Below are 23993 nucleotides of genomic sequence, written 5' to 3' on the forward strand. Positions count from 1 at the left end.
CTTCACGCGGCGAAGTCTCTAGAGGATTCCCAAATACTTGTTCAGTTCGTATGGGGTGATGACCTGGCGGTACTCTTCCCATTCGGTGCGCTTGTTCGACAGGAACGAGTTGAATACCTGTTCGCCGAGGATCTCGGCCATGAGTTCCGACTCTTCCATAGCGCGCAATGCGTCGTGCAGGCTGCCGGGCAGCGGAACGTGGCCCGAAGCACGGCGTTCCGCCGTAGACAGGCTCCAGACATCGTCCTCGGTCGGCTCTTCCAGCTCGTAGTCTTCGCGGATGCCCTTCAGGCCGGCGCCGAGCAAGACTGCATAGGCGAGGTACGGGTTCGCTGCCGAGTCGATCCCGCGGTATTCGACGCGGGCCGACTGGCCTTTGCCCGGCTTGTAGAGCGGCACGCGGACCAGTGCCGAACGGTTGTTGTGTCCCCACGAACGGTGGCTCGGCGCTTCTCCCCCGCCCCACAAGCGCTTGTACGAGTTCACGTACTGGTTGGTGATGGCGGTCATTTCCGGCGCGTGGTGCAGGATGCCTGCGATGAAGGAGCGCGCCACGTCGGAGAGCTGGTATTCGCGGCCTGCTTCGAAGAATGCGTTCGCATCGCCTTCGAACAATGAGAAGTGGGTGTGCATGCCGCTACCCGGATGGTCGGCAAAGGGCTTGGGCATGAAGGTCGCGTGGATTCCCTTCTGCATCGCCATTTCCTTGATGACGGTACGGAAGGTCATGATGTTGTCGGCGGTCTGCAGCGCATCGGCGTAGCGCAAATCGATTTCGTTCTGGCCCGGGCCGTTTTCATGGTGGGAGAACTCCACCGAAATGCCCAGAGCTTCCAGCGTGGTCACCGACGCGCGGCGGAAGTCCTGTCCCACGCCATCTGGCACATGGTCGAAGTAGCCGCCGTTGTCGATCGGCTGCGGACGGCCATTGGCATCCAGCTGATCGTTCTGCAGCAAATAGAATTCGATCTCCGGATGGGTGTAGCAAGTGAAGCCCATATTGGAGGCTTCGGCCAGCTGGCGCTTGAGCACCTGGCGCGGATCGGCGTTAGATGGCTGGCCTTCCGGAGTCAGGATGTCGCAGAACATGCGGGAAGTCGGTTCAACCTCGCCACGCCAAGGAAGAATCTGGAAGGTGGCAGGATCGGGCTGAAGCAGCATGTCAGATTCCGAGATCCGGGACAGTCCGTCAATGGAGGAACCGTCAAAGCCCAGACCTTCTTCGAAAGCATCTTCAACTTCAGCAGGAGCCAAGGCCACGGACTTGAGTGAACCAACCACGTCGGTAAACCACATTCGCACAAATCGAACGTCGCGTTCTTCAATGGTGCGCAGTACGAATTCCTGCTGACGATCCATTTTCCACCACCTTCGAGATTCTGATATCCGGCGCTGATTACAACCGGCAAGAAAATTGACCTGTGGCAACACTATATCGGGTCAGGACGGTCCCCACGATCTGCATCGCCCTGTCCAAGTGCGATAAAGTCGTTTCATGCCACAACCATACCTAGGGATTCCTGAAAAAGGCCCGTCCCGTATCCGACTTCATCATTTGCAGAAGGCCAAGGACAATGGCGAAAAATTCGCGATGTTAACTGCTTATGACGTCATGATGGCCGAAATTTTCGATTCGGCGGGGATCGAGATCCTGCTGGTTGGCGACTCAGCCGCCAATACCGTCCTCGGCTACGAGTCCACGCTGCCGATCAGCCTCGACGAAATGATCGTCTTCACCAAAGCTGTTGCCAATGGCGCCAAGCGCGCGTTGGTCGTCGCCGACTTGCCGTTTGGCAGCTACGAGCAGTCTCCGGCACAGGCCGTGGCCACCGCGGTGCGCCTGATGAAGGAAGGCCATGCCCACGCGGTCAAGATGGAAGGCACCGCGCAATACGCCGAGCACGTTCGCGCCATGGTCCTTGCCGGTGTGCCCGTCATCGGGCACATCGGGTTCACCCCGCAGTCCGAGCATGCATTGGGTGGGTACCGCGTGCAGGGCCGCGGCGACGCCGTCGCACAGATGAAGCACGACGCTGTCGCATTGCAAGATGCCGGCGCCTTCTGCATCCTGATGGAAATGGTGCCAAGCCCGGTCGCCGCCGAAATCGATGCCGCGCTGAAGGTCCCGACCATTGGCATCGGCGCCGGCAACTCCACCACCGGACAAGTCCTGGTCTGGCAGGACATGCTTGGCCTTGGCGGGGGCCGCACCCCACGCTTCGTCAAGAAGTACGCAGATCTGCGTGAGGTTATCGGCACCGCGGTGCGCGAATACCACCAGGACGTCGTAGCCGGCGCTTTCCCGTCCGCAGAGTACGAATTCAAGGAATGAGACTGGCTCACGCCGCATAGCACAATGGTGCACTTCCAGGTTGCCCAACCCGGAAGCGCACCATCCTGCCATTCACAGCACCGCTGGGCCCGGTGCCTTCAGCGACTACTGGTCGTCTTCCTCCGCCTCGTCCCAGGCTTCATTGCGGGCCTGGACCTTCGCCATCGCGGCTTCGGCTTCAGCAACCGTGTCATATGGCCCGAGCAATTGCGACCAATCAGACTGCGGGCCCTTCTCCACGGTCTTGGTTGAGACGTTGTACCAGTACTGGCCTTCACCCGGGGTGCCAACTGAGCTCATGGAAAACTCCTCTAATCTCGAAACCTGCTATTGCTTCCACGGTATCCCAACCGGTGGAAAATAGGTGCAACACCACCAGTTCTTTCGGCTATCTCTTGGTGAAGCTGAAGATACCTGTAGCTAGAATAAAAGCATGGCTATTGCTTCAACTGCACCACTTGGAAATCTCACCGCCGGCACGGTATCCCCGGAACTTCCGGTACCGCAACACATCGAACGTCCCGAATACGTTGGCAAGAAGGAACCTGCCGCCAACACGGCTTCCGAAGTCAAAAGCCCAGAAGTTATCGAGCGCATCCGGATAGCTTCCAAGATTGCCGCCCAGGCGCTGCAGGAAGTGGGCAGGGCCTGCCAGCCAGGGATAACCACGGATCAGCTGGATCGCCTGGGCCATGAATTCCTCATGGATCACAACGCGTACCCGTCAACCTTGGGCTACCGCGGATTCCCCAAGTCACTGTGCTCGTCATTGAACGAAGTCATCTGCCATGGCATCCCGGACACGACCGTGCTGCAAGATGGGGACATCATCAATATCGATATCACCGCTTATATTGGCGGCGTTCACGGAGACAACAACGCCACCTTCCTGGTCGGTGACGTGGATGAAGAATCCCGCCTGCTGGTTGAGCGCACCGAGAATTCGCTGAAGCGCGCCATCAAAGCCGTGATGCCAGGACGCGAGATCAACGTCATTGGCCGAAGCATTGAAACCTACGCCAAGCGGTTCGGCTACGGCGTGGTCCGGGACTTCACCGGCCACGGAGTGGGAGAAGCCTTCCACTCCGGATTGATCATCCCGCACTATGATGCGGCCCCCGCCTACAACACCCTGATTGAACCGGGCATGGTCTTCACCATCGAACCGATGCTCACCTTGGGCACCATCGAATGGGATATGTGGGAGGACGAATGGACCGTGACGACCAAGGACAAGAAGCGCACCGCGCAGTTCGAGCACACCCTGCTCGTCACCGACGACGGCGCCGAAATCCTCACGCTGCCATAAGCGACTGCCCAGCCTAGCGCAAACGCCAGTGGCCCCAGCCTCGAAAGGCTATGGGCACTGGCGTTTTGCTTTGTGCGAAGGGGGCTAGTCGGCCGAAAGCGGACGCTGGGTTCCCTGCGGAACCTTGCCCCGGCGGTCGCGCAAGCGTGCAATGGCCGTCTCGAAATCAGTCAGCGACTAGGAAGTTATGATAGACACTGGCAAAGCGCAGGTAGGCGACCTCGTCAAGGCGCGATAGCGGCTCCAGAATTGCCAGGCCCACCTGGTGCGCCGGGATTTCGGCGGCACCGGAGGTCCGGACCGACTCTTCGACTTCCTGGGCCAGGATTGCAAGGTCGTGATCGGTGACCGGACGGCCCTGACAGGCCTTGCGGACGCCGTTGATGACCTTGTTACGTGAGAACGGTTCTACGGCACCGGACTGCTTGAGCACGTTCAGGCTCGCAGTTTCGGTAGTGGTGAAACGGCGCGAGCAGGCAGTGCATTGGCGGCGGCGACGGATTGAGACGCCGTCGTCGGCCACTCGACTATCGACCACTCGGGAATCGGCATTACGGCAATACGGGCAGTTCACGGCACCTCCATCTGTAGCCCAACAAGTATTCTCGCGCACCTGCGGCGGCAAGAATCAACTCATGTCACCTATCAGTTTAGCGTCTATTGCGCGTTTCGCACCGCGACCGCGTCGCCATGGGCCGGCAGGTCCTCGGCATTGGCAAGATTTATCACGTGAGCGGCCACTTCGCCCAGTGCCGCCTTGTCGTAGTTGATTACCTGGATGGCCTTCAGGAAAGTGTTCACATTCAGGCCCGAGGCGTGCAGCGCCGTGCCGCTGGTTGGCAGCACGTGATTGGAACCTGCGCAGTAGTCGCCCAAGGACACCGGAGCGTAGGCTCCGACGAAAATGGCACCGGCCGCGGTGATGCGGGCGGCGGTGGCTTCCGCGTCGGCCACCATGATTTCCAGGTGCTCGGCAGCGTACGCATTGCACACCTCGATGCCCTGCTCCAGGTCCTTGACCAGAATGATGGCAGACTGGGTACCCGACAGCGCTTCGGTCACGCGGGCCGTGTGCTTCGTGGCGGCTACCTGCTTTTCAAGTTCCTTGCGCACGCCGGCCGCCAGGTCCGGCGAATCGGTTATCAGCACAGCCGCAGCGTTGGCATCGTGTTCTGCCTGCGAGATCATGTCTGCGGCGACAAAGCCCGGGTCGGCTCCCTGATCGGCAAGGATGGCAATTTCCGTGGGACCTGCTTCAGCATCGATTCCCACCACGCCCTTCACCAGTCGCTTGGCGGTGGCCACGAACACGTTGCCCGGGCCGGAGATCACGTCCACCGGTTCGATGCCGCCGCGTTCGTCGTTAGGCACCTCCACCCCGTAGGCGAACGCTGCAACAGCCTGGGCGCCGCCCATGGCGTGCACCTCCTCGATGCCCAGCAGCTTGGCCGCAGCCAGGATGGTTGGGTGCGGCAGGCCGCCAAATTCCTTCTGCGGCGGGCTGGCCAGGGCCAGCGAGCTGACCCCGGCAGCCTGGGCAGGCACCGCATTCATGATGACCGAGGAAGGATAGACGGCCAGGCCGCCTGGGACGTACAAGCCGACACGGCGCACCGGGACCCACCGCTGGGTGACGGTTGCACCGTTGGCGTAGCGGACTTCGGCGTCGTCTGGGCGCTGGGCCTTGGCGAAGACGCGGGCGCGGTCAATGGATTCTTCCAATGCCCGGCGGACCTTCGGTTCCAGTTCTTCCAGGGCACGGTCCAGTTCGTGCTGCGGCACGCGAGTGTGTTCCAGCTCGACATGGTCAAAGCGCTTGGACAGGTCCTTGAGCGTCTCCATGCCATGGGCGCGCACATCGTCGATGATCTGCTGCACTGCGTCGGCAGCGGTCTGGGAGTTCACCGCCGGGCGGGGCAGCTTGGCCTTCAGCTGCGCGTAGCTCAGGGATTCGTTGCGCCAATCGAGGGTGGCGAGTGCCGAGAATTCAGTTTCTGGAATAGTGCTCACCTTCCTAGTTTAACGCTGATGGCCGGGGAAGGTTTTATTAGTTACCTTCCCCGGTCATCGGGTCGGCCATTCGGGTTCCTACACGTCCAGGCAGTGCGGGCCGAGCAGGACCTTCAAATCGCCGAACAGCGCGGGGTTCGGGTTGACCCGGAAGTTCATGCCCAGGCGCATCAGCGAGGTGCCGCGGCTTCCGGTGAGCTTGACCCGCACCTCGGTGTTGCCGCTGTGCGTGCGCAGCACATCGCCGAGTTTCTGCACCAGGGTTTCGGTGGCCTTGTGGGTTGGAATGCCGATGACGACCGGTCCCCCGTTGGCGTCCTCGGAAATTTCCGGGATCATCATTTCCTGCGCGTTCAGGGTGATCGAGCCGTCATCGCGGCGCTGCACGCGTCCCTTGACCACTACGATCAGGTCATCGGCCAAGATCTCGGCGATCGGCTGGTAGGCCTGGCCGAAGAACATGACTTCCATTGAGCCGGAGAGGTCCTCGATCTCGCAGCGGGCATACGGGTTGCCGCTCTTCTTGGCGATGCGGCGCTGCAGGCCGGAAATCATGCCGGCGATCGAAATGATGTGGCCGTCCTGCGGACCGTCGTCCGAGAGCACGTGAGTGACCGGCATATCGGCGTACTGCTCCAGGGCGGAGCCCAGGCCCTGCAGCGGGTGGTCGGAGACGTACAAGCCGAGCATGTCGCGCTCGTAGGCCAGCTTTTCCTTCTTGTCCCAGTCGGGAATGTCGGGGATCGCCACATGCATGGACTCGGAGGATTCCTCGGCACCCAGGGCACTGAACAGGTCGAACTGGTTGGCGGCCTCGTTGCGCTTGACCTGGATCACCGAATCCACGGCTTCTTCGTGGATGGCCACCAGCGCCCGGCGCGGATGCTTCATGGAGTCGAAGGCGCCGGCCTTGATCAGCGATTCAATGGTCCGCTTGTTGCAGACCACGGCCGGGACCTTGCCCAGGAAATCGTTGAAGTCGTTGTAGTGGCCCTTCTCCGTGCGGGCTTCGACCATGCCGGCCACCGCGTTGGTTCCGACGTTGCGGATCGCGCCCATGCCGAAGCGGATGTCCTTGCCCACTGGGGTGAAGTTCAATGCCGATTCGTTGACATCCGGCGGCAGCACGGTGATGCCGATGTGGCGGCATTCGTTCAGGTACAGCGCCAGCTTGTCCTTGTCGTCGCCCACCGAGGTCAGCAGGGCAGCCATGTATTCAGCCGGGTAGTGCGCCTTGAGATAGGCGGTCCAGTAGGAGACGACGCCGTAGGCCGCCGAGTGGGCTTTGTTGAAGGCATAATCGGAGAAGGGCAGCAGGATGTCCCACAGGGTCTGCACGGCCTGATCGGAGTAGCCGTTGTCGTTCATGCCCTGCTTGAAGCCGGCGAACTGCTTGTCCAGCTCGGCTTTCTTCTTCTTGCCCATGGCGCGGCGCAGGATGTCTGCCTGGCCCAGCGAGTAGCCGGCCAGCTTCTGCGCAATAGCCATAACCTGTTCCTGGTACACGATCAGGCCGTAGGTGCCGCCGAGGATTTCTTCCAGCGGCTCGGCCAGCTCCGGGTGGATTGGGGTGACTTCCTGCAACCCGGTCTTGCGCAGCGCATAGTTGGTGTGCGAGTTGGCGCCCATGGGGCCCGGGCGATACAGCGCGATCACTGCGGAAATGTCCTCGAAGTTATCCGGGCGCATCATCTTCAGCAGCGAACGCATCGGGCCGCCATCGAGCTGGAACACGCCCAGGGTATCTCCACGTGCCAGCAGCTTGTAGGCCTCGGGGTCCTCGATGGTCAGGGTTTCGAGATCGATTTTCTTGCCGGTGTTGTACTCGATGTTCTCCAGCGCATCGGAAATAATGGTGAGGTTGCGCAACCCCAGGAAGTCCATCTTGATCAGCCCCAGGCCTTCGCAGGTCGGGTAGTCGAACTGGGTGATGACCTGGCCATCCTGGATACGGCGCATGATCGGGATGACGTTGATGATCGGGTCCGAGCTCATGATCACGCCGGCGGCGTGCACGCCCCACTGGCGCTTCAGCCCTTCCAGGCCCTTGGCGGTCTCGAAGACGCGTGCCGCTTCCGGGTCATTTGCCACCAGGTTGCGGAAATCGCCGGCTTCGGAGTAGCGCTTGGATTCCGGATTGTCGATATCGTTGAGCGGGATGTCCTTGGCCATCACCGCCGGCGGCAGCGCCTTGGTCAGGGATTCGCCCATGCTGAATGGGTAGCCGAGCACGCGCGAGGAGTCCTTCAGCGCCTGCTTGGTCTTGATCGAGCCGTAGGTCACGATCATCGATACGCGCTCATCGCCGTACTTTTCGGTCACGTACTTGATGACCTCGGAACGACGGCGATCATCGAAGTCGACGTCGAAGTCGGGCATGGAAACACGTTCCGGGTTCAGGAAGCGCTCGAAGATCAGGCCGTGCCTCAGCGGGTCGAGGTCGGTGATGCGCATGGCGTAGGCGACCATGGAACCTGCACCGGAACCGCGTCCCGGGCCTACGCGGATGCCGTGGTCCTTGGACCAGTTGATGAAGTCGGCCACCACCAGGAAATATCCCGGGAAGCCCATCTTGATGATGACGTCCAGCTCGTAGTCCGCTTGCTTGCGCGACTCCTCCGGGATGCCGTTCGGGTAGCGGTAGTGCAGCCCCTTGTCGACCTCCTTGATCAGCCAGCTGGTCTCGTCCTCCCCCGGCGGGCAGGGGAACTTCGGCATGTAGTTGGCGTTGGTGTCGAAGGAGACTTCAACACGGTCTGCGATCTCCAGGGTGTTGTCGCAGGCCTGCGGCAATTCCTTGAACAGCTCGCGCATCTCGCGCGCCGACTTCAGGTAGTAGCCGGTGCCGGAGAAGGCGAAGCGGCTGCCGCCCTGGTCGTAGGTGGGCTCGTCGAGCGTGGATCCGGAGTTGATGGCCAGCAGCGCTTCGTGTGCCTTGGCATCGGATTCGTGGGTGTAGTGCAGGTCGTTGGTGGCCACCAGCGGAATGTCCAGTTCCTTGGCCAGGCGCAGCAAGTCCTTGGTGATGCGGCGTTCGATCTCCAGACCGTGGTCCATGATCTCGCAGTAGTAGTTTTCCTTGCCGAACAGATCCTGCAGTTCTGCCGCGGCGGCCTTGGCAGCGTCGTACTGGCCCAGGCGGAGCTTGGTCTGCACTTCACCCGATGGGCAGCCGGTGGTGGCGATTATGCCTTCGTGGTGGTCGTTGAGCAGCTCGCGGTCCCAGCGGGGGTATTTGCCGAAAACGGAGTCCAGCGAGGCACGGGAAGAACCCTTGAAGAGGTTGTCCATGCCCTTGTTGTTGTACGAGAGCAAGGTCATGTGGTTGTAGAGGCCGCCACCGGAGACGTCATCGCCCTTTTGCGATTCGTCGGTACGCCATTTCACGCGGGTCTTGTCATCGCGTGCGGTACCGGGGGTGACATAGGCTTCGACACCGATGATCGGCTTGACGCCGGCGCCGGTGGCCTGGCGCCAGAAATCGAAGGCACCGAACAGATAGCCATGGTCGGTAATCGCCATGGCTTCCATGCCCTGCCGGTTGGCTTCAGCGAAGAGTTCGCCAAGCCGCGCCGCACCATCCAGCATGGAGTATTCGGTGTGGGTATGAAGATGGACAAATCCGTCACGTGTAGCACTCACCCAACCAGTCTAGCGATCATTCCTGGTCTTGGGCTCACCTCGGCGCGGTGCTGTGGCTAGCGCGACACAGGGTGCTGACGGCCAGTGGCCAGCAGCACCTAGGAGGCTAGTATCCGCCGTCGCGAAGCAGCTCGACGGCCCCTGCCAGATCCGCAGGATATTCGCTTTCGTATTCCATCCACTGGCCGGTCACCGGATGGGAAAAGCCCAGCCGCTTGGCATGAAGCCACTGGCGGGTCAGGCCCAGGGCGGCCCCCAGCTTGGGATCCGCGCCGTAGGTCTGGTCTCCGGCGCAGGGATGGCCGAAGGCCGAGAAGTGGACACGGATCTGGTGGGTGCGTCCGGTTTCCAGATGCACCTCGACCAGAGAGGCCCGGCCAAAGGCTTCGATGACCTTGTAGTGGGTGACCGAGTCGCGTCCGCCTTCCAGGACGGCGAACTTCCAGTCGTGGCCCGGATGGCGTCCGATTGGCGCGTCGATGGTGCCCTCCATCGGGTCGGGCAAGCCCTGCACTACCGCGTGGTAGATCTTCTTCGGGGTGCGTTCCTTGAAGGCGCGCTTCAATTCGGTATAGGCGCGTTCGGTCTTCGCTACCACCATCAGGCCGCTGGTACCCACGTCCAGGCGGTGCACGATGCCTTGGCGTTCGGCGGCACCGGAAGTGGTGATGTTGTACCCCTCGGCCATGAGTGCGCCGACCACTGTCGGGCCGACCCAGCCTGGGGATGGATGGGCTGCGACGCCCACGGGCTTGTCGATGACCACATAGTCATCGTCGTCCGCGACAATCTTCAGCTCTTCCACTTTCTCAACCTTAATTTCTAATGGGTCTGCTTGCGGCGGGATGGTGACAACCAGCCGGTCGCCCGCCTTGATTTTCAAGGATTTGGTAATGGTGCGCCCGTTGACTTGGATCTGCGAGTCCTTGCAGAGGCTAGCGGACAAGGTTCGCGGGATCTGCAGGGATCGGGAGATATAGGCATCAAGGCGCGTGCCGGCATCGGCTGGTTCGACCAGCAGTTCGTGTATGGCGGTTTCCTTCGAGATCATGCGCTTGGTTCTGCTTCGCCCTTATCCGCCTGGTCCTTCTTGGGAGGATCGCCAATGCTGCCATCCAGGTTGCGGCCACGGATGAGCATGTACGCCACGGCGATCATGGAGCAGACAATGAACGAGTCTGCGACATTGAAGATCGCGAAGTGGTTGACGGACAGCATGTCCACCACATGCCCGAATCCGAAACCCGGTTCACGGAAGAGCCGGTCCACGACATTGCCCAGCACGCCTCCGAGCAGACAGCCCAGGGCGATGGCCCAGCTTCTGGATAGCACCTTGCGGAAGAGCAGGTAGATGACATAGATCGCCACAGCGGATTGCAGGATCGCAAAGACGATCGTGAAGTCTTCGCCAATGGAGAACGCTGCACCGGGATTCAGGATGTAGTGGATGTTGAAGAACCCGGGAATCACTTCGATCGACTGCCCAAGCCGCATGTTCTGCTCAACGATAATTTTGACCGATTGGTCCAATACCAGCGCGATCAGAGCGATCACAAGGCCAAGGCCTACGTATTTCCTGGCCTTAGCGCCCGTGCTCCCGGATTGAACTGCGTCCACAGTGGTACCCATGATTTCCTCTTAAACGTCAACGGTGGTGACCGGAGTAAATCCGTACACCACCGTTGATCTTACTTGATAGCTAGATCAAGCCATGAACTGTCAGCGACTAGTTGGTCTTGCCTGCTGCGCCAGCATCGATCGAACCCTGGGACTCAAGGTCGCGCAGCTGTCCTTCGATGTAGGTCTTCAGGCGAGCACGGTAGTCGCGTTCGAAGCCACGCAGCTGCTCGAGCTTGCGCTCCAGTACCGACTTCTGCTGCTCAAGTGCCGAGAGGGTCTTGCGGCTCTTCTCTTCAGCGGTGGTGACCAAGGTGTTGGCTTCGGTCTTCGCTTCGGAGATGATCTTGTCGCGCTGCTCGACACCGGCGGCGACGTATTCGTCGTGCAGGCGCTGAGCCATGGACAGCACGTTGGCGGCAGATTCTGCGGATTCGGTGCGCGGAGCTGCAGCTGGTGCCGCTGCCGCGGCCGGAGCTGCAGGTGCCTTCTCTGCGGCAGCTGGCTTTGCTTCGGACTTCTTTTCCTCGGCTGGCTTGGCAGCCGGGGTTTCTGCCATTGCGGGCTCTGCAGGCTTGGCTTCTGCCTTCTTCTCTTCAGCTGGCTTGGCAGCAGGAGTAGCTGGAGCGGCCGATACCGGCGCAGGAACAGCCTGTTCCTTCGATACTGAACCCGCATCTTCGCCGAGTTCGGCAAGGCGGCTGCGCAGAGCCTCGTTCTCACCGGTTAGGCGACGCAGTTCCACAACGATTTCGTCGAGGAAGTCATCTACCTCGTCTTGGTCGTAGCCTTCACGGAACTTGGTCGGCTGAAACCGCTTATTGACTACGTCTTCTGGCGTAAGAGCCATTGGGTCACCTCAATACTGGGATCATTTCCGCACAACCATTGTCTTGCCTTGCGAAACACTTACCGTTTTTGTCAGTGTCGCGACCGGTGAAGTCGGAGCACCATTTCCTAAAGGATATAACGATTTGGACAATTATTACGAAATCGAGCTTTCGCGCGAGTCTCTTATTCTCTGAATCTACAGCTTTTGACTGTTCAGGACAATCCCCGTGAAGAACGGAAATGCCCTAATCAGATCCCTGTACTCAGCCCAAGGTTACCTACCACCGCTTTAAGAATGATTACGACGATGAATAACACAAGAAACGACAGGTCAAGGCGGATTCCGCCAAGATCTAGGGGTTTGATCTTCCGGCGCAACCAACGCAGCGGAGGATCGGTAATTGACACGATTGCACTTGCGACAATCAATGCGATGCCTTTGGGTCGCCAGTGGCGAGCAAAGCTTTCCGTTACATCCAACACAATTCTCATCAAAAGCAGAATTTGGAGGATGGCTAACGCGAGATAGATGATCCCGAACACCATTTTGTGCGTTTGCTCCTGGTGTCTTAGCTCTGGTTAAAGAAGGTTGCTTGCGCTTCGGACTGCTTGCGGTCTTCACCGAGAACCTCAACGGTTGCCGGCGAGAGCAGGAAGACTTTGTTCGTAACTCGCTCGATGGAGCCATGCAGGGCGAAAACAAGACCCGCCGAGAAGTCTACGAGGCGCTTGGCATCGGTTTCACCCATGTCGGTGACATTCATAATCACCGGGATGCCGTCACGGAAGTTCTCACCGATGATCTTGGCATCGTTGTAAGAACGAGGGTGGACGGTAGTAATCTGACGCAATTCGGAATCCTCATCCCGTACTGAAGGGGCACGCTTAATAGGGGTGACCGGAGCACGGTATTCCGTCTCTGGTTCTCTAGCTTGAGTTTGCGGCGCAGCTGGCCTCGCGGCAGGCTGTGGGCGTGGGGCTTCGGCAGGTCGCTTCGGAGCAGTGTCCTCAACCACCCGAACTTGGGTTTTGGGCTCAGCGTTTTGTGTCTGGGTCTCGTCCTGCTCGACGGCATCCGCCAAGCCGAGATAGACCATTGCCTTACGCAGTCCGTCAGCCACGATGTTTCTCCTCGTTTATCCCATGCATGCAACCCCATTGCATGCTTCCGCTAACTTCGACGCTACCGCACAAAATATTGCTGGCATCGTTCATTCGTTCAATTATTGGCGGTGTGTCGCGCACGCCTACGCAGCGGACCAGATGAGACCGGCAAGGCGTCCGGAACGGCTTGAGCGTCGGTAGGAATAGTAGTTCTCATCTTCCAAAGTGCAGACTCCGGATTGCCGGATATCGACTCCGAGTCCGCGCAGCTCATCTTCGGCTGACGCCGGAAGATCCAGTCCCGGAGTTCCCCAGCGCGTCGCGGTGCGAATCCCGGGTCGCAACTGCTCGGATTCCTGGGCCATATCTTCGGGAACTTCATAGCATCGCCCGCAGATCGATGGGCCAATCACAGCTTCCATCACATCGGCACCATGGGCCCTCAGGGCCTCGACGGTATTTTCCAGAATCCCGTCGAGCAGACCGCGCCGCCCAGCGTGGGTCGCCGCACTCAGGGTCTGCCCGCTTTGCGAGTTCCGGCCAACGAACAGAACCGGAAGGCAATCTGCCACCATTACCGCCAGGGGTTGGGCACCCGTGGCGTCCAGCAAGCCGTCGCAAGTTGGCGCTGCTGGTTCCAGCCAGGACGTGCGTTGCACCGGCTGCACTTCATGGACAACGGCGGAGTGCACCTGGTTCATGAAGTTCAGCGAGAAGCGTCGAACCCCGATCAAGTCTTCCAGCCTGGCCCGGTTCTCCGCCACGAGGCGGGGATCGTCGTTCACGTGCAGGGCGAGGTTGCCCTCGGCCTGCGAAGTGAATGCCAGTTGGATACTCGGATCGAGGTTCGACGCGAAATGTAGCACTGCTCAGCTTCTTGCTGTTTTTACTTCAGGAAGTCCGGGACATCCAGGTCATCGTTGGAGCCGTTCAGGTCCGAGTCGACAACATCTGGAAGGTCCTGGAAGGAGTTGGACTGCTCTGCGGCAGCTGGCTTCTCCTGGGCAGCCTGGGCCGGCTTCGCAGCTTCGGTTGGAGCCGGTGCCGGGGTTTCAGGAATGCTTGCTGGCACCTGTTCGGCCGGGCGCGAGGACACAGCTGGCTTTGCTGCGGCCGGGGCCATTGGCTTGCTGGTGACATCTGGCTCGTCGAAGCCGGCAGCAATCACGGTGACGCGTGCTTCATCGCCCAGGGCGTCGTCGATGACGGCACCGAAGATGATGTTGGCTTCCGGGTGGGCAACTTCCTGCACCAGACGTGCAGCTTCGTTGATTTCGAACAGGCCCAGATCCGAGCCGCCCTGGATGGAGAGCAGAACGCCATGGGCGCCATCGATGGAAGCTTCGAGCAATGGCGAAGCGATAGCCAATTCGGCGGCCTTCACTGCGCGATCTTCGCCCCGCGCCGAACCGATGCCCATCAATGCCGAGCCGGCGCCCTGCATGACGGACTTCACGTCGGCGAAGTCGAGGTTGATCAGACCCGAGGTGGTGATCAAGTCGGTGATGCCCTGAACACCGGAGAGCAGAACCTGGTCTGCCTGGCGGAATGCGTCCAGCACCGATACGTTGCGGTCCGAAATGGAGAGCAGTCGATCGTTAGGGATAACAATGAGGGTATCGACTTCGTCACGCAGAGCTTCGATTCCCGACTCGGCGGAGTTCGCACGACGACGGCCTTCGAAGGTGAATGGACGGGTGACCACACCGATGGTCAGCGCACCAAGCGAGCGGGCGATGCGTGCCACGACCGGCGCGCCACCGGTACCGGTGCCGCCGCCTTCGCCGGCGGTCACGAAGACCATGTCGGCGCCGCGCAGGACATCTTCGATTTCTTCTACGTGATCTTCTGCTGCCTGGCGTCCCACATCCGGGTTGGCGCCAGCGCCCAGGCCACGAGTCAGTTCGCGTCCTACGTCCAGTTTGACGTCGGCATCACTCATAAGCAGAGCCTGGGCATCGGTGTTAATGGCGATGAATTCCACGCCCTTGAGACCGACTTCGATCATTCGATTGACTGCGTTTACACCGCCACCGCCGATTCCGACGACTTTAATGACCGCGAGGTAATTCTGTGGAGCTGCCACGTCCCGCTTCCCTTGTTAGATGTGCTACATATTTCACGACTCCAGCCAAAAACCTTAACCTTTAGCCTTAAGGTTAAGAATCTGTCAAGCTGTCGTTATTAGAAACGCTATGAGTCGAGTGGTCTTTCTGCAACGACCGCCTAGGCGTGTCGCTTATTCAAGACTATCTTTCCAGAATTTCTTGGCTTATTGGTCTTCCCGCGCCCAGAGCGCCGCGACTTAATACACCACGGGATTTTCCGGGTTGGTGACGTCGATTGTCGTCTTGGCCGCATGCTTTTTCTCGAGCTCTTTCAAGAAAATCAGTGCAACTTCATTTTTCAGGGCCGCCTTCTTCGCGTCTCCCCAAATCAACGTGCGGTTCTTCGGCAATGCCAATTCGGCAAAGCCGGCCTTGGACAGCGATGCGGTTGACACTTCTTCGAGCACTTTCTTGTCAACCGTGCTCAAGATACCGGTCAGCAGCTTGAACTGCTCAGCATCGGCAGTGACGTCACTGGCCTTAATCTTGGGAAGCTTGTCCTTGTCCTTCTTGCCGACGGTGCGAAGCTTCTTGCCTGTCTCGGAAACCAGGTATTCCTTCTTGCCTTCCAGCAAGATCGCCACCGGGACGGCTTCGATCACCTCCACCACCAAGGTATTGGGCATCTGCGCCTTGACTACGATCTCATTGATGGCGGGCTGGTCTCCGATGAGCTCCTGGACCTTGGCTTCGGAGATCCGCGGCAGCGGGGTGCCCTTCAGCGGTTCCAGGGACTCCCCCAACTTCTTGGAATCCACCAGCTTGGTGCCAGTGACTTCAATCTTCTTGGCAGCGATCACCGGCGAGAAGCTCAAGATCAGAACTGCAGCGAGGCTGAGCACGACAATGCAGGCCGCGACAATAATCAGGATCTTGCGCCGCTTCTTCTCCGGGTTCTCCGGAAGTTCTACGACTTTTGCTGCTTCACCCATGGATCACCTTGGTAGACGGAATGGGGCCGATCGCTGCGGCCCGGGACTCTGGACGGAAGTTGTCAGCTCAGGGACTTCACGATGTCTGGGCCCAGCGCGGTAACATCTCCAGCGCCAATGGTCATGATGACATCGCCCGGCTCGGCCTGCTCAACCGCATGCGCAACCGCGGCTGCCGGCACCAGAACCTGCGACGGGACTTCGATGCGCGAGGCAATCAATTCGCTGGTTACCCCTTCGATCGGCTCTTCACGTGCCGGATAGATATCCAGCACGGCTACCGAATCAGCCAAGGACAAGGCCTGCGCAAATTGGCGGTAGAACTCCTGGGTGCGGCTGAACAGGTGCGGCTGGAAAACAACGTGCAGCCGACCGTTGCCTGCCACGGTGCGACCTGCAGTCAAAGCAGCCTGCACTTCGGTTGGGTGGTGCGCATAGTCGTCGTAGACCCGGACACCAGCAGCCTCTCCCTTGAATTCGAACCGACGGGCTGCACCGGAAAAGCTGGAGAGCGCCTGCAGCGCTTCGTCGACATCCACGCCTGCGTCGATGCCGACTGACAGCGCGGCGGCGGCGTTGAGCAAATTGTGCTGGCCGGGCACTGCCAGGTCCATGATCCGGCTCTGTCCGCTGCCCCATTCGATGGTCGCGGTGAACCGGCCATCGTCGGTGGCGCGGGCGTCGGACAGCCTGCGGTCGGCATGTTCACTGAAGCCATAGGTCTGGACCCGGATATCCGGGCGCTCTGCGCGCATCTTGTGCGCCAAGGCATTGGCTCCTTCATCGTCGGCGCAGCAGATCAGCAGGCCGTCGGCTGGCAGCAGCCGGGCGAAGTCGGCGAAGGCCTGGTGCACCGCTTCAGCAGTGCCGTAGTGGTCCAGGTGATCGGCCTCTACGTTGGTCACGATGATGACGTCCGGCCGGTAGTTGAGGAAGGAAGCGTCGGATTCGTCGGCTTCCGCCACAAAGTAGGATCCGGCACCGAGTTCGGCGTTGGTGCCCAGGCTTGGAATGTTCGCGCCTACCGCGAAGCTTGGACGTGCGCCGATGGTCTTGAGCATGTGCGCGGTCAGCGAAGTGGTGGTGGTCTTGCCGTGGGTGCCGGCGATGGCCACGATCTTCTCGTGGCCGCGCATCGTTGCTTCCAGGCCTTCGGAGCGGTGCAGGATGCGCAGCCCGCGACGCACGGCTTCATCGTATTCCGGATTGCCTGATTTGATGATCGAGGAAATCACCACGGTGTCAGCGTCGCCCAGGTTCGCGGCATCGTAGCCTACATGGATGCGTGCTCCTCGCTCGCGCAGCCCGTCGAGCACCGGCAGATCCTTGGCATCGGTTCCGGAGACGGTCAGACCGTAGTCGAGCATCAGCCGTGCAACCGCTGATACGCCAACCCCGCCTACACCCATCAGGTGCACCTTGCCCAGATCGGAGTTCAGTTCGTCGGCTCGCAGTGCCATGGTTCTAGCCTTCCTGCCCCGCACGGCGGCGGGTTGAAACTTCTTCAATAATCCGTCGCGCCATGATCTGCGCGGCGTCGCGCTGCCCCAGTGAGGCGGCGGCGTGAGACATCTTTTCAAGTTTATGCTGATCGGCCAGCAGATTGATGACATTTTCAGTGATATAGGACTTTGTGAATTCAGCGTCAGAAACGAGGACCGCTCCCCCGGCGGCTACCAGTTCACGGGCGTTGAGCTTCTGCTCGCCATTGCCGATAGGCAGCGGGACCAAAACCGAGGCGGTACCGGCGACGGCCAATTCGCAGACGGTGCCTGCACCGGAGCGGCAGATCATCAAATCCGCGACTGCGTACGCGTAGTCCATGCGATCCACGTATTCGATCTGGGTGTATCCCTCATGGGCGAGCTGCTCGCCGGCGGCATCGCGAATCTGCTTGTCGCGTCCGGTGATGTGGATGGTGTGGATGCCAGCTGCGTCCAGCTCGTCAAGGGACTGCGCAATGGCTGTGTTGATGCTCTGCGCTCCGGAAGATCCACCGGTAACCAGCAGCACTGGCTTCTCGCCGGTGACACCGAAGTGCTCGCGGGCTGCTTCGCGCAATTCCGCCTTGACCATGGTCGCCACGTTGGAGCGCATTGGCATGCCTACCTGCACCTCGCCGGGCAGTCCTGTGTTGGCGAAGGTGGTTCCGACAAATGCAGCGTTCTTTGCGCCCAGCTTGTTGGCCATGCCCGCAACGGAGTTCGCCTCGTGCACGAAGATCGGCAGCTTCAGCTGCTTCGCGGCCAGGTAGGCCGGAGTGCAGACGTATCCTCCTACGCCCAGAACCGCTTCGGCCTTGGTGGCGCGCAGAACCTTCTTGGCGTTATTGACTGCCGTGATGAAACGGAATGGGAACTTGAGCAGATCGGCGTTGATGCTTCGCGGCATCGGTGCCTTCGGAACGAATTCCAACGGGTAGCCGGCTTCGGGCACCAGCTTCGTTTCCAGGCCTCCGGGAGATCCCAGGGCAGTGACCTGTGCGTCAGGCTGCTCGGTCTTCACGGCATCAGCGATGGCCAGCATGGGCGAGATATGCCCGGCTGTTCCGCCGCCGGCGACCACTAGGCGAAGTGCTTCGCTCATTTGTTGCTGTACTCCTTCGACCTGCCTGGGGCAGGATCAATGTCCACCGCATATCCGGCGATGGGTCTCTGCTTCTGATAACGGCCGGTTGCGGCCCGCTATTTGGTTTTCTTGCTCTTGGCCGGCTTCTCTTCCAGCTTCGCTTCGAATTCACGTTTCTGCGCTCTGGCTGAAGAGAGGACAAACCCCATGGCAAGCATGATCGCGAGCATTGCCGAGCCGCCGGAGGAAATGAACGGCAACGGAACACCGATCACCGGAAGCACTCCGGTGACGGTACCCAGGTTGACGAAGGTCTGGCCGATTACCCATGACATCAAGCAGCCCATGAGCACCTTGGTGTACAGGTCGTTGGCGCGCGCAGCGATGCGATACATCGCCAAGGCCAGCAGGATGAACATGACTAGGACGAAGAGCACGCCGATCAAGCCGAATTCCTCGCCCAGGATGGAGAAGATGAAGTCGTTCTGCGCTTCGGGGACATAGGACCACTTCATGCGGGACTGGCCGGCACCCACGCCGAACCAACCGCCAGAGGCGAAGGCATGCAGGCCCATGCTGGCCTGGTAGCAAAGGTCATTGCTCGGACCGCAATCGGTATCCAGCCAGGCGAGGATGCGCTGCCGGCGGTTGGACGAAGCCAAGATCGCTATGGACAAGCCCGCGACGCCAACCGCGGAGAACGCCGCGAGCCACTTCATCCTGATGCCGCCAAGGAACATCGCCGCGGCAATGATCATCAACAGGACCAGGGCGGTACCCACATCCTTGCCGACCACTACGAGGCCAACGATGAGGACGCCAACCGGAGCCACGACGGGGACGATCAGGTGCTTGATGTCGTGAAGCATGTGCTGCTTCTTTTCCAGCATGAATGCAGCGAATACTGCCAAGGCGAGTTTGGCGAACTCGCTGGGCTGCAAGCCGAAGCCACCGATGCGGATCCAGTTCCGGTTGCCGAGTACCGTGTGGCCAAGTGGCGTGAATGCGACGAGGAACAGCAGGATGAACGCCGCGATCACGGAGGGCCACGCCAGCCGTTTCAGCACTTCCGGCTTGATGCGCTGCATGATCAGCATGCAGACAATGCCCAGCGCGGCGAAGCCGCCCTGGGCCAGTGCCACGGTGAAGCCGTCCCGGCCTTTGGCGATCGCTTCCACCGATGCCGATGACTGGACCATGATCACGCCGAAGACTGCCAGCGCGATGGAACCCACGAGCACCAGCCAGTAGTCGGTGGAGGCCGTGCGCCCGCTGGAGTTCTCCACGGTGCTGAGCATTTTGCCGATTCGCGCGTACCAAGGAATCTTGGCTTTGGATCCCGCTGGCTTCTTGCTCGATTTCATCGCCATCGGTGCCTCCTGCCTTGGTTTCGTTTGTTCGGTCAGCTCTCGACTACTTCTCTTCGCCAGCTTTATCCATCAGATCACTGACGGCAGCGATAAATGCGTTGCCACGCTGGGCGTAGGAACTGAATTGGTCCATCGAGGCCGCGGCCGGTGCCATGAGCACCGTGTCCCCTGCCTCGGCAACTTCGGCGGCCTTGGACACCGCACGGGTCATGACCTGCGCACCGCTAGGGGCTGATCCGTCGTTGCCCTGTGCCTCGCCGGTGATGTCGATGACTTCGACCTTTGGTGCGTGAGTGGCCAGCGCTTCGCGCAGGCCCGCGGTGTCGGTGCCGATGAGCAGCACCTTGGCCAGGCGCTGGGCATGCTTGGCGATCAGCTCCCCGTATTCCACGCCCTTGGACACTCCGCCGGCGATCCACACAACACGGGTGAAGGCCGCCAGCGAAGCGTCGGCCGCGTGCGGGTTAGTGGCCTTGGAGTCATTGATCCACAGGATGTCGTCCTTGCGGGCCACGGCCTGGATCCGGTGGTCTCCGGAGTCGAAGTTCTTCAAGCCCTCAGCTACTGCTTCCGGGCTCACGCCGTAGGCGCGGGTCAGCGCCGCGGCGGCGGCGGCGTTGGCGGCGGTATGGCGCGGAACAATCTCGCCGATGTCCTTCAGCGCGATGAGTTCCACCGCACTGGTCTTGCGCTCTTCGATGAAGGCGCGGTCCACCAGCAGGCCCTCGACAACGCCCACCATCGACACCGCGGGGGTATCTGTCGTGAAGCCGATGGCACGGCAGCCTTCGATGACGTCAGCATTTTCCACCATGGTGATGGTGACCTCGTCAGCCGCGTTGAAGATCGCCGCCACCTGGGTGCGTTCGTAGATCTTCGCCTTGGCGGCCTTGTAGTTCTCGAAACCGCCATGCCAGTCCACGTGGTCTTCGGCCAGATTGAGGACCACCGAGGCGACCGGCGAGATGCTGTGCGTGTAATGCAGCTGGAAGCTGGAGAGCTCGACGGCGAACACGTCGTAGTCCACCGGTTCGCGCACCGCATCGAGGATCGGGGTGCCGACATTGCCGACGGCGACGGCTTTCAGCCCCTCGGCACGCAGGATCGCTTCGGTCATGCCCACGGTGGTGGTCTTGCCGTTGGTGCCGGTGATGGCCAGCCACTGCGGCGCTGTGTGGCCGGCACGGTTCTGCACGCGCCATGCCAACTCGATATCGCTCCAGATCTCGATGCCTTTGGACTCTGCTTCCGCGATGACCGGGTTGCGGGGGTTCCAGCCCGGGGAAACCATCACCAGCTGGGCCTGCTGGCCATCGACCAGCGGCAGGGACTGGACGTTGGCGGTGCCGAGCAGCACCTCGTGGGCGCCGACGATCTTCAGGGTCTCGGCGCGCTGCTGGTTCATCTGGTCGTCACGGCCATCGATCACGGTGACGATGGCGCCGAGTTCGATGAGGGTGTCGGCTGCCGAGAATCCGGAGAGCCCCAATCCTGCGACGACAACACGCAGGCCTTTCCAATCAGCATCCCAGCTGTTCAGCGAGTCCAGTGATTTGCCAGCGTTTGCGCTCACAGTGCGACAACCCATTCAGAGTAGAAGAGACCCAGGCCCGCGGCCACGAACAGGCCGGCAAGGATCCAGAATCGGATAACGACGTTTTCCTCGGACCAGCCCGAGAGCTCGAAGTGGTGCTGCAGCGGTGCCATCTTGAACACGCGCTTGCCGCCCGAGATCTTGAAGTAGCCCACCTGGATGATGACCGACAGGGAGATGATCACGAACAGGCCGGCGATGACCACCAGCAGCAGCTGGGTGCGGGAAAGGATCGCGAAGGCCGCCACGGCGCCGCCAATGGCCAGCGAGCCGGTGTCGCCCATGAAGATCTTTGCCGGCTTGGCATTGAACCAGAGGAAGGCGATCAGCGCACCGGAGAGCGTGGCTCCCAGCAGCGCCAGGTCCTGCGGGTCGCGCACCGAGTAGCAGACATCCAGCGAGTCGATGTTGCTGCAGGCCTGGTTCTGCTGCCAGATGCCCATCAGGGTGTACGCGCCGAAGACCATGATCGAGGCACCGGTAGCCAGCCCGTCCAGGCCGTCGGTGAGGTTCACGCCGTTGGTGGCGCCGGTAACAATGAAGTTTGCCCAGAGCACGAACAGCACCATGCCCAGCAGCGGCCCGGCAAATGCCAGGTCGATGTTGGTGTCGCGCAGGAAGGAAATCGCGGTGGAGCCGGGGGTCAGGCCCTGCTCGTTCGGGAACTGCAAGGCCAGCACGGCGAAGCTGATGCCGAAGAAAGCCTGCAGGACGATCTTCTGCCAGGCGCGCAGGCCCAATGACCGCTTCTTGAAGATCTTGATGAAGTCATCGAGGAAGCCGACCAGGCCCATGCCGCCGAAGAGCATCAGCACCAGCAGGCCGCTGGCGGTGATTCCCGACGAGGTGCGCCCCATCAGCGAAAGGATGCCATGGGTGGCGAAGTACGCCACGAACACGGCCAGCACGAAGACCACCCCGCCCATGGTGGGGGTGCCGGACTTGATGGCGTGCGAGTTCGGCCCGTCATCGCGGACGACCTGGCCGTACTGCTTCTTGGTGAGCAGGCGGATGTACAGCGGCATGGCCACCATGGTCAGCACGAGGGCAATGCCTGCCCCCAGGATCAATGCGATCATGCGTTATCGCCTTCCTTCGCGAATGCCGCGATCTCGTCGCCGAGGAAACGCAGGCCTGCCCCATTGGACGATTTGAACAACGCAATATCACCCGGCTGCAGCTGCTCCTGCAGCAGTGCGCGGGCTTCATCCACGTCTTCCACGTAGAAGGCCTCGTCGCCCCAGCTGCCTTCGAGCACAGCGGAGTTGTAGGCGGGCTTGGCCCCGCGGCCTACCACTACAAGTTTCTTGATGTTCATGCGAACTGCCATGCGGCCCAGCAGGTCGTGCTGGTGGATGCTGTCATCTCCCAGTTCCAGCATTTCGCCCAGCACCGCCCAGGTGCGCCGGCCTGGTGCTCCGTCGGCGCCCAGGCCCAATTCGGCCAGGGTCACCAGCGCGGCACGCATTGATTCGGGGTTCGCGTTGTAGGCGTCGTTGATGATGCTCACGCCGTCAGGGCGCTCGATGCGTTCCATCCGCCAGCGGCTGCCAGCGGCTCGGCCTTCAAGGCCGGCGCAGATCAGCTCCGGGGCAACATCCAGCGCCAGTGCTGCGTTGGCTGCGGCGAGGATGTTGGTGACATGATGGCGGCCCAAGAGGCCCGAGGTGATCCGCTTGCTGAAGCCGCCGGGGAACTCAAGGGTGAGTTCTGGCTGCCCGTGCTTGTTCACGGCAACGTCGGTGGCCCAGACTCCAGCGTTCTCCGGCTTGCTGCTTCCGGTGCCGAAGAAGCGCACTGCTCCCCCGGAACGCGAGTCCATGCGGGCCACGCGAGGGTCTTCGGCATTCAGGATGGCGATGCCGTCGGCGTCCAGCGCCTCTACCAGCTCGCCCTTGGCCTTCTCGATGTTCTCCACCCCGCCGAATTCGCCGGCGTGCGCGGTGCCGACGCACAATACGACGCCGACCTGGGGATGCACCATATCGGTGAGGTAGGTCAGGTGGCCGATGCCGGTAGCACCCATCTCGATTACCAAATACTTGGTCTCTTCGGTGGCGTTGAAAACCGTCAGCGGTACGCCGACTTCGCCGTTGTAGGAGCCAATGGGCGACACGGTCGGCGCCACCTGCGACAAGATGCCTGCGAGCAGGTCCTTGGTGGTGGTCTTGCCGGCCGAGCCGGTGATTCCCACGACCTTGGCGTCGTTCTTTTCCTTGAGATGCGCAACGATGCGGGCGGCGATTTTGCCCATCGCTTCCACCGCATCGTCAACGATGACCGCCGGGTGCTCCCTGCGGTCTTCGTCATAGGTCACGCGTTCGGCTAGGGCCAGCACGGCGCCGGCGGCGCGTGCACGGTCGATAAAGGCGTGCCCGTCGGAGAATTCTCCGGGCTTGGCAACAAATAAGGCACCCGGGACGACTTCGCGCGAGTCAGTGGTCACGGAAGTGATCACCGTGTCGGAGGCGGCTGTGGCAGTCGCCTTTCCTCCGGTGATGTCCAGCAGGTCGGTCAGAGACAGTTCAATCATGGCAATAAGGACTTTACACTTGAGCGGTGGCGATAGTGGTCTT

General features: G+C 60.9%; 20 protein-coding genes and 1 pseudogene. 2 read left to right on the top strand and 19 right to left on the bottom strand.

Annotated features, from left to right (window positions below):
- Positions 1–18 precede the first annotated feature (18 nt).
- Positions 19–1359 (bottom strand): type I glutamate--ammonia ligase, encoded by a 1341-nt coding sequence (gene glnA / locus ANI01nite_RS12580; protein WP_038993843.1) that lies wholly within the window; start codon positions 1357–1359, stop codon positions 19–21.
- Positions 1360–1495: 136 nt separating this feature from the next.
- Here glnA and panB point away from each other — a divergent pair, with 136 nt between their 5' ends.
- Entirely contained in the window at positions 1496–2332 is an 837-nt protein-coding gene (gene panB / locus ANI01nite_RS12585) for a 3-methyl-2-oxobutanoate hydroxymethyltransferase (protein ID WP_038993844.1), read from the top strand.
- Between the two features lie 105 nt (positions 2333–2437).
- On the opposite strand, the gene ANI01nite_RS12590 is transcribed toward panB, so the two are convergent.
- Positions 2438–2632 (bottom strand): hypothetical protein, encoded by a 195-nt coding sequence (locus ANI01nite_RS12590; protein WP_038993845.1) that lies wholly within the window; start codon positions 2630–2632, stop codon positions 2438–2440.
- A gap of 133 nt (positions 2633–2765) precedes the next feature.
- On the opposite strand from ANI01nite_RS12590, the gene map reads away from it, so the two are divergent.
- Positions 2766–3641, top strand: coding sequence for a type I methionyl aminopeptidase (map, locus tag ANI01nite_RS12595; RefSeq protein WP_141358375.1), 876 nt, complete (start codon positions 2766–2768; stop codon positions 3639–3641).
- Between the two features lie 84 nt (positions 3642–3725).
- Here the strand turns inward: map and nrdR are convergent.
- The 17 genes and pseudogenes from nrdR to ANI01nite_RS12680 all read right to left on the bottom strand — a co-directional run bounded on the left by nrdR (position 3726) and on the right by ANI01nite_RS12680 (position 23950).
- Positions 3726–4215, bottom strand: a pseudogene (gene nrdR / locus ANI01nite_RS12600) (transcriptional regulator NrdR).
- 83 nt (positions 4216–4298) lie between these two features.
- Positions 4299–5651 (bottom strand): histidinol dehydrogenase, encoded by a 1353-nt coding sequence (gene hisD / locus ANI01nite_RS12605; RefSeq protein ID WP_141358377.1) that lies wholly within the window; start codon positions 5649–5651, stop codon positions 4299–4301.
- Between the two features lie 78 nt (positions 5652–5729).
- Positions 5730–9293 (bottom strand): DNA polymerase III subunit alpha, encoded by a 3564-nt coding sequence (gene dnaE, locus ANI01nite_RS12610; RefSeq protein ID WP_038990512.1) that lies wholly within the window; start codon positions 9291–9293, stop codon positions 5730–5732.
- Positions 9294–9399: 106 nt separating this feature from the next.
- Positions 9400–10344, bottom strand: a complete 945-nt coding sequence (locus tag ANI01nite_RS12615; protein ID WP_073706021.1) for an RluA family pseudouridine synthase — start codon at positions 10342–10344, stop codon at positions 9400–9402.
- A complete protein-coding gene (gene lspA, locus ANI01nite_RS12620; protein WP_255314532.1) occupies positions 10341–10847 on the bottom strand; it encodes a signal peptidase II in 507 nt (168 codons plus the stop codon). The genes ANI01nite_RS12615 and lspA overlap by 4 nt, the downstream gene beginning before the upstream one ends.
- A gap of 172 nt (positions 10848–11019) precedes the next feature.
- A complete protein-coding gene (locus tag ANI01nite_RS12625) occupies positions 11020–11760 on the bottom strand; it encodes a DivIVA domain-containing protein (RefSeq protein WP_141358381.1) in 741 nt (246 codons plus the stop codon).
- Between the two features lie 230 nt (positions 11761–11990).
- Positions 11991–12287, bottom strand: coding sequence for a YggT family protein (locus ANI01nite_RS12630; RefSeq protein ID WP_073706020.1), 297 nt, complete (start codon positions 12285–12287; stop codon positions 11991–11993).
- A 23-nt stretch (positions 12288–12310) separates the two neighbouring features.
- Positions 12311–12862 carry a cell division protein SepF gene (locus ANI01nite_RS12635; protein WP_038990516.1) on the bottom strand — a complete coding sequence of 184 codons (552 nt, stop codon included), beginning with the start codon at positions 12860–12862 and terminating at the stop codon, positions 12311–12313.
- Between the two features lie 126 nt (positions 12863–12988).
- Complete coding sequence (locus ANI01nite_RS12640; RefSeq protein WP_141358383.1) at positions 12989–13711, bottom strand: purine nucleoside phosphorylase YfiH/LACC1 family protein; 723 nt, start codon at positions 13709–13711, stop codon at positions 12989–12991.
- Positions 13712–13731: 20 nt separating this feature from the next.
- Positions 13732–14931, bottom strand: coding sequence for a cell division protein FtsZ (ftsZ, locus tag ANI01nite_RS12645; protein ID WP_141358385.1), 1200 nt, complete (start codon positions 14929–14931; stop codon positions 13732–13734).
- A 219-nt stretch (positions 14932–15150) separates the two neighbouring features.
- On the bottom strand, positions 15151–15885 hold the full coding sequence (locus ANI01nite_RS12650; protein WP_073706017.1) for a cell division protein FtsQ/DivIB: 735 nt from the start codon (positions 15883–15885) through the stop codon (positions 15151–15153).
- Between the two features lie 62 nt (positions 15886–15947).
- Positions 15948–17345 carry a UDP-N-acetylmuramate--L-alanine ligase gene (gene murC, locus ANI01nite_RS12655; RefSeq protein WP_141358387.1) on the bottom strand — a complete coding sequence of 466 codons (1398 nt, stop codon included), beginning with the start codon at positions 17343–17345 and terminating at the stop codon, positions 15948–15950.
- A gap of 4 nt (positions 17346–17349) precedes the next feature.
- Positions 17350–18471, bottom strand: a complete 1122-nt coding sequence (gene murG, locus ANI01nite_RS12660; protein WP_141358389.1) for an undecaprenyldiphospho-muramoylpentapeptide beta-N-acetylglucosaminyltransferase — start codon at positions 18469–18471, stop codon at positions 17350–17352.
- 98 nt (positions 18472–18569) lie between these two features.
- Entirely contained in the window at positions 18570–19823 is a 1254-nt protein-coding gene (gene ftsW, locus ANI01nite_RS12665; protein ID WP_141358391.1) for a putative lipid II flippase FtsW, read from the bottom strand.
- A 43-nt stretch (positions 19824–19866) separates the two neighbouring features.
- Positions 19867–21411: a UDP-N-acetylmuramoyl-L-alanine--D-glutamate ligase gene (murD, locus tag ANI01nite_RS12670; RefSeq protein WP_141358393.1), complete on the bottom strand. Its 1545-nt coding sequence runs from the start codon at positions 21409–21411 to the stop codon at positions 19867–19869.
- Positions 21393–22496 (bottom strand): phospho-N-acetylmuramoyl-pentapeptide-transferase, encoded by a 1104-nt coding sequence (gene mraY / locus ANI01nite_RS12675; RefSeq protein ID WP_038990524.1) that lies wholly within the window; start codon positions 22494–22496, stop codon positions 21393–21395. The genes murD and mraY overlap by 19 nt, the downstream gene beginning before the upstream one ends.
- The gene (locus tag ANI01nite_RS12680) at positions 22493–23950 is read right to left on the bottom strand and encodes a UDP-N-acetylmuramoyl-tripeptide--D-alanyl-D-alanine ligase (protein ID WP_038990525.1); all 1458 of its coding nucleotides are present in this window, start codon (positions 23948–23950) and stop codon (positions 22493–22495) included. Before ANI01nite_RS12680 ends, mraY begins: the two co-directional genes overlap by 4 nt.
- Between the last annotated feature and the right edge of the window lie 43 nt (positions 23951–23993).

This window comes from Glutamicibacter nicotianae (genome assembly GCF_006539525.1).
Lineage (GTDB): Bacteria > Actinomycetota > Actinomycetes > Actinomycetales > Micrococcaceae > Glutamicibacter > Glutamicibacter nicotianae.